Source organism: Waltera acetigignens, from assembly GCF_025567015.1.
Classification (GTDB): Bacteria; Bacillota; Clostridia; order Lachnospirales; family Lachnospiraceae; genus Acetatifactor; species Acetatifactor acetigignens.
Genome location: NZ_JAOQJO010000009.1, coordinates 92,774 through 103,774 on the forward strand (window position 1 = coordinate 92,774; position 11,001 = coordinate 103,774).

Sequence of the window (11,001 nt, forward strand, 5' to 3'; positions counted from 1 at the left end):
GCCTACGGATTGCTTCGTGCTACGCACTTCCACAATCCTGGCATCTATTTATTAAACGCCGTAATGTTCTCTTCATTCAAAGTAAAGTCGTAGTAGTTCAAGTCTTCCCGCTTTGTCCATCCAATGCATTTCCAGAAAGCGTTTCCGATGTCATTCTGGGTAAAAGCGATCAGGCTGACCTTGTTGATATGTTCCGCTTTCAGAGCATTCATGCAGTGGACGACCATGGCTTTGCCAATGCCAAGTCTTCGGTAATCTTCTCTGACACATACATGGTACAGACAGCCTCGTCGTCCGTCATGGCCGCAGAGGATGCCGCCCACTACGACTCCATCCTCCCCGATGGCTACCACACTGGTGCCGGGATTCCGGTTGATAAAACGTTCCACACCTTCTCTGGAATCATCGATGCTCCGGATACCGAAACCGTGAATGGTCATCCAGAGGGCATGCAGACCGTCATAATCTTCTATGGTCATGGGTTTGATCGTAAACTGTTTGTTCATGTATGTATTTTATCCTTTCTAATCCTTTCCGTAGCTGCTTTAAGGGAAGCAGGGAACCAGCTCCAGGCCTTCGCTCTCAGGAAGCCCGAACAGCAGGTTCATGTTCTGTACCGCCTGTCCTGCGGCACCCTTTACGAGGTTATCCAGTGCACCCATCATAATGATACGGCCGGTACGCTCATCAATGACAAAATTGATGTCCACGTAGTTGCTGCCTTCCACCCACTTGGTCTCGGGGCAGCTGCCCTTATCCAGCACACGGACGAATTTCTCGTTTGCATAATATTTATCATAGACAGCTTTTACTTCCTCATAGGTAGGAAGTGTACCGTCCGGTTTTCTCTTCAGTGTTGCATACTCGGTTGCCAGAATTCCTCTGTTCATGGGTACGAGGTGCGGGGTAAAATTAATGGTCACCTGGCAGTTGCCCGCATAGCCTAACTGCTCCTCGATCTCGGGGGTATGTCTGTGGCTTGCCACTCCGTAGGCTTTCATGTTCTCGTTCACTTCGCAGAACAGGTTGGGCACCTTGGCGCCTCTTCCTGCACCGGAGGTACCGGACTTGGCATCCACGATCAGGGTGTTCACATCAATCATGCCTTCCTTGACCATGGGATAGGCCGTCAGGATCGAACAGGTAGTGTAGCAGCCGGGGTTGGCTACCAATCTGGTCTTCTCCGTGATCTTGTCACGATTGATCTCGCAGAGTCCGTATACTGCTTCCTCAATGAACTGAGGAGATTTGTGCTCGATGCCGTACCATTTTTCATAGGTGGCCACATCCTTGATCCGGTAATCAGCAGACAGATCCACGATCTTCACCTGAGAGAGAATCTCCTCTGTCAAAAGGCCCGCCAGAAATCCCTGAGGGGTTGCGGTAAAGATCACATCTACCTGCTTCGCCAGTTCTTCCAGATTGTCATCCTTGCAGATATCCTCCACCAGCTGGAACATGTTCTGGTATACCTGATAATACTTCTTATCTATATAGCTTCGGGAACCGTACCATACGATTTTGGCATCCTTGTGGTTTAACAGGATCCTTACCAGTTCTCCTCCGGCATAACCGGTTGCTCCGATGATTCCTACTCTGATCATTTTTCTACCTCTCTTGTTTATGTCATCGTTTTTTATTTCTGTCACCGCGATACTTGTGTCAACGAATTGCTTCTGTCGCCGCCATACTTGTGTCAACGAATTGCTTCGCAGCAAGCTGCTCACGCAATTCTGTAAACATTCGGAATCCGCTGATTTGCTACGCAAATCGCTACTTCCTCATGTTTAGCGGGTCACAAGTTCAAAAGCCTTATCATGCAAGCATGAACGGCTTTTCGACCTTTTGACCCTGACACCATGATACCACTTTTTGTCTAAATGTCTACTACTTTTTTCATTTTTATGCACATTTCTCGGATTGTTGTGTATATTTATGCATATATTCATACTATTTTTATGGTTTTATGCATTATGGTGGAATAATATTCATTCTGTTTTCCGCATACTTTTCTTTCCTATAAAAATCTGTTACAATAACTATGCTGTGCTTTCGTTTGCAGCATATCTATTTTGTGGCTCTTTATGTTCTGTTTTTCCCGGATTCAAAGAGCAGAAATGAGGAAATTATGGCTTTTGACGGCGTTACCATTGCCTGTGTAATATCAGAATTAAAAAAAGAACTCATCGGCGGACGATTATATAAGATCGCCCAGCCGGAAAACGACGAACTGCTGTTGACCATCAAGCAGCCCACCGGACAAAAGAGACTGCTTCTGTCCGCCAGCGCTTCCCTGCCCCTGATCTATCTGACGGAGAGCAACAAACCCAGTCCCATGACGGCCCCCAACTTCTGTATGCTGCTGCGCAAGCACTTACAGAACGGCCGTATCGTGAACATTTCCCAGCCGGGGCTGGAGCGTATCGTGCATATCGATATTGAGCATCTGGATGAAATGGGGGATCTGCGCCACAAGACGCTGGTCATGGAGCTGATGGGCAAACACAGCAACCTGATCTTCTGCAACGATGACAATACCATCATCGACAGTATCAAGCGGGTATCCGCCGCAGTCAGCAGTGTCCGGGAAGTCCTGCCCGGCAAGCCCTACTTCATCGCCCACACCCAGGATAAACTGGATGCCCTGACCTGCGACGAGACTACTTTCCGGGAAACCCTTGCCGCCAAGCCTCAATCGGTCTTCAAGGCAATCTACGGAAGCTTCACCGGTATCTCCCCGGTACTGGCACAGGAACTGTGCCACGAGGCAGGCATCGACGGGGAACGCCCTACCGCGGCATTGACGGCAGAGAATCATCATGCCCTGTATGAAGTTTTCTCCAAAATGGTCACTTCTATCAAGGAAGAAACTTTCTCCCCCTGCATCGCTTACACCGGCACCCGCCCCGTGGAATACGCGGCGGTTCCCCTGACCATGTACAGCACCGGAGCGGATCATCTGGAATCCTACACCTCCATGTCCGCCCTGTTGGAGCATTTTTATGCGGAGAAAAATACCCTGACCAGGATCCGTCAGAAATCTTCTGACCTGCGCCGTATCGTGCAGACCGCTCTGGAACGGGATATTAAAAAATACGATCTGCAGCTGGCCCAGATGAAGGATACGGAGAAGCGGGAAAAATACCGGATCTACGGAGAACTGTTGAATACTTACGGTTACAGTGCAAAGCCCGGTGACAAATCTCTCACGGCGGTAAATTACTATACCAACGAACCGGTGACGATCCCCCTGGATCCTACTCTTTCCGCTACGGAAAATGCGAAGAAATATTTTGACAAATACGGAAAGCTAAAGCGTACTTATGAAGCATTGTCCGAACTGACTACTCAGGTAAAAGAAGAGATCGACCACTTGGAGACCATCAGCACGGCCCTGGATATCGCCCTGAAAGAGGAAGATCTGGTGGAGATCAAGGAGGAACTGACCCAGAGCGGCTACATCCGCAGAAAGGGCGGCACGAAAAAAGCAAAGATCACCAGCAAGCCCTTCCATTATCTGAGCAGCGACGGATTTCATATTTATGTGGGAAAAAATAATTTCCAGAACGATGAACTGACCTTCAAATTCGCCAACGGAAATGACTGGTGGTTCCATGCCAAAGGTATTCCCGGCTCCCATGTAGTGGTAAAGACCGAAGGGAAGGAACTGCCGGACCGGACTTTTGAAGAGGCCGGCCGGCTTGCTGCCTACTATTCTAAGGGCAGGGAGCAGGAAAAGGTGGAGATCGACTATGTCCAGAAAAAACAGGTCAAAAAGCCGGCCGGTGCCAAGCCTGGCTTCGTGGTCTATTATACGAACTACTCTCTGATGATCGACAGTGATATCTCCGGAATTGAAAAGATCAGCGACTGACTTTTGACGATTCCGGCGCATCTTATATGGTCGTTACCGTACTATGCATCAGATAGCATATTTTATGCATAAATATACTGTATATTTTTCATTCTATGCATTTATGTGCATATTTTAATTTGTTTTATTCATATTTTTGATTTATTTATGCAACTTTTCTGCTTGCTTTTGCGATTATAATGTTGTATAGTAATTGTCAGAGCGTAACACACGATCCTGGCATCTGATACTTACAGATTGCTTCGTGCTTTGCACATCGCATTTTCAGGGCTTTTGCCCCTGGCATCATACACACTATAAAACGGAGGATTTTATCATGAAGGAAAAAGTAGTTTTGGCTTATTCCGGCGGTCTGGATACTACCGCTATCATTCCCTGGCTGAAGGAGAATTTTGACTATGAAGTTATCTGCGTCTGCGTAAACTGCGGACAGGCAGAGGAGCTGGACGGTCTGGAAGAGAGAGCAAAGGCTTGCGGCGCTTCCAAGCTGTATATTGAAGACGTTATCGATGAATTCTGTGATGATTATATTGTTCCCTGTGTACAGGCTCATGCCGTATACGAGAACAAGTATCTGTTAGGTACTTCCATGGCAAGACCCCTGATCGCCAAGAAACTGGTAGAGATTGCCAGAAAAGAAGGCGCTGTAGCCATCTGCCACGGTGCAACCGGTAAAGGTAACGACCAGATCCGTTTCGAGCTGGGCATCAAGGCTCTGGCTCCCGATATCAAGATCATTGCTCCCTGGAGAAGCGACAAATGGAACATGGACTCCCGTGAATCCGAGATCGAATACTGCAAGGCTCATGGCATTCATCTTCCTTTCTCCACCGATTCTTCCTACAGCCGTGACCGTAACATCTGGCACATCAGCCACGAAGGTCTGGAACTGGAAGATCCCGGCAACGAGCCTAACTACGAGCATCTGCTGGTACTTGGTGTGACTCCCGAGAAGGCTCCCGATGAGGGTGAATATGTGACCATGACCTTTGAAAAGGGTGTTCCCACTTCCGTTAACGGTGAGAAGATGAAGGTCTCCGATATCATCCGTACCCTGAACAAGCTGGGCGGCAAGCACGGTATCGGTATCGTAGATATCGTAGAGAACCGTGTCGTTGGCATGAAGTCCCGTGGTGTCTATGAGACTCCCGGCGGTACCATCCTGATGGAGGCTCACCAGCAGCTGGAAGAGCTGATCCTGGATCGCGATACCTATGCATTCGAGAAGGAAATGGGTGCAAAATTCGCCAGTCTGGTATACGAAGGCAAATGGTTCACTCCTCTTCGTGAGGCAGAGCAGGCATTCATCGAGAAAACCCAGGAATATGTGACCGGTGAAGTAAAGTTCAAGCTCTACAAGGGCAACATCATCAAGGCCGGAACCACTTCTCCTTACTCTCTGTACAATGAGAACCTGGCTTCCTTCACCACCGGTGATCTGTACGATCATCACGATGCAGAAGGCTTCATCAATCTGTTCGGTCTGTCTCTGAAGGTTCGTGCCATGAAGTTACAGGAGAACGAGAAGAAACTTGGTAACTAAGAATTAAAACAATGAGGTGTCTATGATAACTGCACAGACTATAATTACTGTGGTGATCCTGTATCTGGTGATCATCAATGTTGTAGGATATGTGATCATGGGTGTCGATAAAAAAAGAGCCATCCGGGGTGCCTGGCGCATCTCGGAGGCTTCTCTTTTTTTCACGGCGCTTTTGGGTGGCAGTCTGGGATGTATTCTGGGAATGCAGCACTTCCGTCATAAGACGAAGCACTGGTATTTCAAGTACGGAATGCCGGCGATCCTGGTGGTACAGGTACTGCTTTTTGCCCTTTTATTCAAATAGGAAATATGCTATACTTCTTTTATATGATGTCGGGGTCAAAAGCCCCCGACTTTGATGCCTACGGATTGTTCCGTGCTACGCACTCCCACAATCCTACCCAATATTCGCATATCGTGGGATTATCATCCCACTTTTATGCTCATATCGGGGCGGGTCCTAAGGTCTTTCACCCACCTATGAGCAAGCTCATGTGGGCTTAGACCTTTTGACCCTGGCATCTTTATATGAGATAAAGTCCGGGAGGTATCGATATGCATATAGCAGTGTGTGATGATAATGTAGCCGACAGAAAGCAGCTGGAGCGTCTGTTAAAGCGGGAATCCGACAAAAGAGCAGCGTCTACGGGTATCATTTATACCGATTCTTTCGGTAATTCTACCTCACTGCTGTCCAATCCCATGCAATACGATGCCTTCTATATTGATATGTGTCTGACGGAAGGCATCACCGGTACAGAAGTGGCAAATGCGCTGATTGCCCAGGGGGTCAACGCACCCATCGTGCTGTGCTGTTCCAAGATCAATTACAGAGCACAGTCCTATCCGGAAAATGTTATTTTTCTGGACAAGCCCATCAAAGTAGCGGAACTGGGACAGAGTATTGACCATGCTCTGGATATTATGTCTAAGGCAGTTCCTCTCATAGAGCTTCGAGAGGATGAAGATACCGTCTATGTCACCGAACCGGACATCCTCTACGCCGAAGAAGAAGGCCGGAATGTCATCGTCACCCTGAAGGACGGCCGCACCGTAAAAGTAGCCACCACCGCTATCAATTTGTTCTCTCAGATAGAGAATCACCCTACCTTCTTCGCTCCCACCGTCAAGACGATCCTTAACGGCAGATACATGGAGAAGCTGGGCTTCCGCAAAGTCATCATGTGCGATGGCAAAAAATTTGCTCTGCACAGAGACTGTGTTGCTTATGCGAAACAGCTGCTGGCGGAATATCATGCGTAAAAAAGACTCCACTCTCTCGAATGAAGTCTTAGAAAATTTGAACTCGAAGTTCTCAGAAAATCACCCGTATCGTCGTTCCTTTTCCGGGTTCACTTTCCAGTTCCAGTTCAGCGTGGCTCTTGGCGATGATATGTTTTACGATAGCAAGGCCCAGTCCCGTGCCGCCGGTGGATTTGGAGCGGCTCTTGTCCACACGGTAGAAGCGCTCGAAGATCCTCTCCTGATGCTCCTTGGAGATGCCGATGCCGGTGTCTTTTACCACCAGATAGGTATGCCCCTCTCTGGCATAGGTCTGCACATCCACACTTCCTCCCGGATTGTTATACCGGATTGCGTTATCACACAGATTATATAAAAGTTCTTCCATCATCTGGCGATTGGCCGTCACATAGCATTCCGTGCCGTTCAGCGCTATGGTCACCTTGTGTTTCTCTGCACTCATTTTCAGCATTTCCACACAATTCTGCGCCATTTCATGAAGATTCAAAAGCTCCGTATCCGCTTCCTCTTCCGTTCCGTCCAGCTCCGACAAACGAATAATATCATTGATCAATGTAAGTAGACGATTTGCGCTGTTATGAATCCCGTGAGCAAAACGCACCGTATCCTGCTCCGAAGCCATGCCGGTCTCGATCAGCTCCGCATAGCCGGAAATGGATGTCAACGGGGTCTTCAGTTCATGGGACACATTTGCACTGAATTCCTGACGCATTCTGGCATTTTTCATAATGTCCTCATGCTGTTTGCGGATCATGGTCATGAACGGTGTCAGTTCCTCATAGGTCTGCATCTCTGTACATTCCCCGATATTCTGTGCCAGCTTCTCAATGGGAGCCACCAGCTTCGTGGTCAGCACTCTGGCCGCCACCATGCACAGCACCAGCAGCACCACAAAGATCCCCACCATCATGGGCAGCGCCTGACTGAAAATGCTGTAAATGCTTCTGGCATCCTTGGACAGTCGCAGGATGCTGCCATCTTCCAGACGGATGGCATAATAAAAGGTGGACTGGGACAAGGTCTCGGAATTCCGGACTGCTTCACCTTCGCCGTCCCGCATGGCTTCCTGAATCTCCGGACGGGAAGCGTGATTCCCCATGGCCACAGAATCTGCCTCATTATCATACAATACCTGTCCGTCACTGCCGATCAGCGTCAATCGCAGATCCGATTCCACCGGCACTCCGTTTTCCTTGATCTCTTCTACCGAAGAACAGCTTTTTAACAGGGAACCATAGCTTTTCAGATCCTCCAGCACCTGTCTGCGGAACAGATCATAATACACGACTGTGATCAGTACCATGGTAAGCAAAATCGTTACCGTGGCAATGAGGATCATCATTTTGTTAATCTTTTTCTTCATCTTCTGTTACGCTTTCTCGCCGTTCATAATGTATCCCACATTACGCACGGTCTTGATCAGACTGCCCTCTTCCTTCAGTTTCTGCCGCAGCGTCTTGATATGCATGTCCAACGTCCGGGATTCTCCCTCAAAATCGATTCCCCAGACGCGGTCCAGGATCAGTTCTCTGGTGGTCACAATGCCCGCATTGGTCATCAGAAGCTTTAACAGCTCATATTCTTTGTAGGTCAACTCCACAGGCTCCTTGCCTACCGTGACAGAATGTTTCTCTCGGTCCAGCACAATGTTCCCCAGCTTCAGCACCTTATCTTTTTCCTGACTCTTCTGACTTCTCCTGAGCATTGCCTTTACCCGGGAAATCAGTTCCATGACACCGAAGGGCTTCGTAATATAATCATCTGCCCCCAGATCCAGTCCCTTGACCTTGTCGATCTCCGTGGTCTTCGCCGTGACCATGATCACCGGCACCAGCACCGTGTCCTGTCTGGTACGCAGCTTTTTCACAATGCTCAGACCATCCTCGTCCGGCAGCATGATGTCTAATAAAATCAGATCCGGTGTGGTATCATTCAGCGCCTCATAGAAATCCATGGCGGAATCAAAACCTTTTACATCATAGCCCACATTGGCCAGGGCAAAGGTCTCGATCTCCTGAATATTTTTGTCATCCTCTACTACATAGATCAAAGCCATCTCACAGCACTCCTCTCTGACTGTGCTTTCTCTTCTTAACTATACCTCGGTAAATCCTCACTCCGCAAGCAGTTTTGCATTCTTTTCCGCAAGACGTTCCTGCTTTGTGGGCGGTAACTGGTATTTCTCACGGCATGCCAGCACTTTGCTCTGGAAGTCCTTGTTATCTTCCTGGCGCAGTTCATCCAGGTAAGCGTGGGTATCGAATTCATCCTCATTCACCTGTACCAGACAGACTGCAATATTGGAGCAGTGGTCGCTGACACGCTCAAAGTTCGTAATGACATCGGATAAGATGAAGCCCAGTTCAATGGTACATTTTCCCTTACGGAGTCTGCGTACATGGCGCTGCTTCACATCCAGGCTCAGTCCATCGATGACTTCCTCCAACGGCTCCACCTGTCTTGCCAGATTCAGATCTCCGTTCTTAAAACTGGTCATGGTAAGATCCAGCACATCGTGTACCGCTCTCTCGAATACCTTCAGTTCCTCCTGCGCCTTCTCGGAGAATACCAGCTGCTTGTCATGCATCTCCTGTGCCGCTTCCTTGATGTTGCGGGCATGATCGGAAATTCTCTCAAAATCGCCGATGCAGTGCAGAATCGTATTTAAAGTCTCACTATCCTTATTGGAAAGCTGTTTGGAACTCAATTTCACCAGATAGGTTCCCAGTTCATCCTCGAAGCGGTCCACATCCGTCTCCATCTGTGCCACCTGCTCTGCTTTCGCCTCATCGAAATTATGCAGCAGCTCCATAGCCAGATCCATGGCTTCCCTGGACTTATCCGCCATCACAGAAGCCACCAGTCTGCTCTGCTCTACGGCATAGGCAGGCTTCTCCAGGAAACGTACATCCAGTAAGCTTAAAGTCTTGTCTGTCTCGGACATTTCCTTCACGTCCTCATGGGTCGGCAGCGTCAGGCAGGCCAGCTTCACCAGACCATTGGAGAAGGGAAGCAATACCAGCGTAGCCGCGATATTGAAGCAGCTGTGAACTACTGCGATTCCAAAAGGTGTTGCCACTTCTCCCAGAAAAGCAAATGGATGAATGGCATTGACCGTATAGAACACTCCAAGGAACAGGATCGTTCCGATAATATTAAAATACAGATGAATCAGAGCCGCACGTTTTGCATTGCGGGAAGCACCGATACCGGAGATCATGGCGGTAACACAGGTACCGATATTCTGTCCCATGATAATGGGAACTGCTGCGCCAAAGCTTACCGCTCCAGTCATGCACAGTGCCTGCAAAATACCTACGGATGCGGAAGAAGACTGGATCACCGCTGTGAGAATGAGTCCTGCCAGCACACCGAATACGGGATTTTGGAACTCGATCAGCAGATTGGTAAACTCCGGTACCTCTGCCAGCGGTGAAACTGCTGCGCTCATGGAATCCATGCCAAACATCAGAATTGCAAAGCCCGCCAGGATGGTTGCCGCATTTTTTAATTTGTCTTTATGGGAAAACAGTAAAATACCCACACCCACGATTGCCAGAATCGGCGAAAAAGAACTGGGCTTGAGCATACGGATCCAGAAAGCATCGCTCTCAATGCCCGTCAGACTTAAGATCCAGGAGGTCACCGTGGTACCGATGTTGGCACCCATGATGATACCTACTGCCTGTTTCAGACTCATAATACCGGAATTGACAAATCCGACTACCATAACAGTGGTAGCGGAGGAGGACTGGATCACACCGGTGACCACCGCACCCATGAGCACTGCCTTTAACGGGTTGTTGGTCAGTTTCTCCAGAATGCGTTCTAATCGTCCGCCAGATGCCCGGGACAGTCCGTCACCCAACAGATTCATTCCATACAGGAATAATGCAAGTCCTCCTACCATCTTCAGTAAATCAAAAAAGCTCATACTCTAATCCTCTCATTTTGCATAACATACTTTACATTTTTGGTTTCTATCTACACTTTATCTTGCTTATGTAAAATTCGTTACCAGTGAATGTAAAATTTATGTAAAGTTGTAACGATGCAGAGCCATGAACCTTGCCGGATGCTCGTCGAATGCTAGCATTCGTAAGAGCATATGACAATAGTTCTTTGGCGAGCAAGCCTCAATGAGCAAAAGGAACGCTCCGCAGGAGCAGTTTTGCGAATTGGGGCTCTGCATCGTTACTGGGATTATCAGATGCTAGCATTCGTAAGAGCATATGGCAATAGTTCTTTGGCGAGCAAGCCTCAATGAGCAAAAGGAACGCTCCGCAGGAGCAGTTTTGCGAATTGGGGCTCTGCATCGTTA

General features: G+C 48.5%; 9 protein-coding genes. 4 read left to right on the forward strand and 5 right to left on the reverse strand.

What is annotated here, in order from left to right:
* Nucleotides 1–44: 44 nt before the first annotated feature.
* Both OCV96_RS09930 and argC read right to left on the reverse strand, forming a co-directional pair.
* Nucleotides 45–506: a GNAT family N-acetyltransferase gene (locus OCV96_RS09930; protein WP_262594406.1), complete on the reverse strand. Its 462-nt coding sequence runs from the start codon at nt 504–506 to the stop codon at nt 45–47.
* A gap of 39 nt (nt 507–545) precedes the next feature.
* Nucleotides 546–1,604 carry an N-acetyl-gamma-glutamyl-phosphate reductase gene (gene argC / locus OCV96_RS09935; protein ID WP_022312418.1) on the reverse strand — a complete coding sequence of 353 codons (1,059 nt, stop codon included), beginning with the start codon at nt 1,602–1,604 and terminating at the stop codon, nt 546–548.
* 524 nt (nt 1,605–2,128) lie between these two features.
* On the opposite strand from argC, the gene OCV96_RS09940 reads away from it, so the two are divergent.
* The 4 genes from OCV96_RS09940 to OCV96_RS09955 all read left to right on the forward strand — a co-directional run bounded on the left by OCV96_RS09940 (nt 2,129) and on the right by OCV96_RS09955 (nt 6,680).
* The gene (locus tag OCV96_RS09940) at nt 2,129–3,874 is read left to right on the forward strand and encodes an Rqc2 family fibronectin-binding protein (protein ID WP_118504129.1); all 1,746 of its coding nucleotides are present in this window, start codon (nt 2,129–2,131) and stop codon (nt 3,872–3,874) included.
* 316 nt (nt 3,875–4,190) lie between these two features.
* Nucleotides 4,191–5,417, forward strand: a complete 1,227-nt coding sequence (locus tag OCV96_RS09945) for an argininosuccinate synthase (protein WP_022153415.1) — start codon at nt 4,191–4,193, stop codon at nt 5,415–5,417.
* Nucleotides 5,418–5,439: 22 nt separating this feature from the next.
* Nucleotides 5,440–5,721, forward strand: coding sequence for a DUF1294 domain-containing protein (locus tag OCV96_RS09950; protein WP_118504098.1), 282 nt, complete (start codon nt 5,440–5,442; stop codon nt 5,719–5,721).
* Nucleotides 5,722–5,972: 251 nt separating this feature from the next.
* Nucleotides 5,973–6,680 (forward strand): hypothetical protein, encoded by a 708-nt coding sequence (locus OCV96_RS09955; RefSeq protein WP_262594407.1) that lies wholly within the window; start codon nt 5,973–5,975, stop codon nt 6,678–6,680.
* A 52-nt stretch (nt 6,681–6,732) separates the two neighbouring features.
* Here OCV96_RS09955 and OCV96_RS09960 read toward each other — a convergent pair whose 3' ends face one another.
* From OCV96_RS09960 to OCV96_RS09970, 3 genes are read right to left on the reverse strand one after another with little or no spacing between them, the layout of a single operon-like run.
* A complete protein-coding gene (locus tag OCV96_RS09960) occupies nt 6,733–8,043 on the reverse strand; it encodes a sensor histidine kinase (RefSeq protein ID WP_118504102.1) in 1,311 nt (436 codons plus the stop codon).
* A gap of 6 nt (nt 8,044–8,049) precedes the next feature.
* Nucleotides 8,050–8,736 carry a response regulator transcription factor gene (locus OCV96_RS09965; protein ID WP_118538324.1) on the reverse strand — a complete coding sequence of 229 codons (687 nt, stop codon included), beginning with the start codon at nt 8,734–8,736 and terminating at the stop codon, nt 8,050–8,052.
* Nucleotides 8,737–8,793: 57 nt separating this feature from the next.
* Nucleotides 8,794–10,614: a Na/Pi cotransporter family protein gene (locus tag OCV96_RS09970; RefSeq protein WP_262594408.1), complete on the reverse strand. Its 1,821-nt coding sequence runs from the start codon at nt 10,612–10,614 to the stop codon at nt 8,794–8,796.
* Nucleotides 10,615–11,001: the final 387 nt, after the last annotated feature.

Coding starts and splice junctions, on each gene's coding strand:
- OCV96_RS09970 (WP_262594408.1), bottom strand. CDS start 10,614: ATGAGCTTTTTTGATTTACTGAAGATGGTAGGAGGACTTGCATTATTC.
- OCV96_RS09965 (WP_118538324.1), bottom strand. CDS start 8,736: ATGGCTTTGATCTATGTAGTAGAGGATGACAAAAATATTCAGGAGATC.
- OCV96_RS09945 (WP_022153415.1), top strand. CDS start 4,191: ATGAAGGAAAAAGTAGTTTTGGCTTATTCCGGCGGTCTGGATACTACC.
- OCV96_RS09940 (WP_118504129.1), top strand. CDS start 2,129: ATGGCTTTTGACGGCGTTACCATTGCCTGTGTAATATCAGAATTAAAA.
- OCV96_RS09955 (WP_262594407.1), top strand. CDS start 5,973: ATGCATATAGCAGTGTGTGATGATAATGTAGCCGACAGAAAGCAGCTG.
- OCV96_RS09950 (WP_118504098.1), top strand. CDS start 5,440: ATGATAACTGCACAGACTATAATTACTGTGGTGATCCTGTATCTGGTG.
- OCV96_RS09960 (WP_118504102.1), bottom strand. CDS start 8,043: ATGAAGAAAAAGATTAACAAAATGATGATCCTCATTGCCACGGTAACG.
- argC (WP_022312418.1), bottom strand. CDS start 1,604: ATGATCAGAGTAGGAATCATCGGAGCAACCGGTTATGCCGGAGGAGAA.
- OCV96_RS09930 (WP_262594406.1), bottom strand. CDS start 506: ATGAACAAACAGTTTACGATCAAACCCATGACCATAGAAGATTATGAC.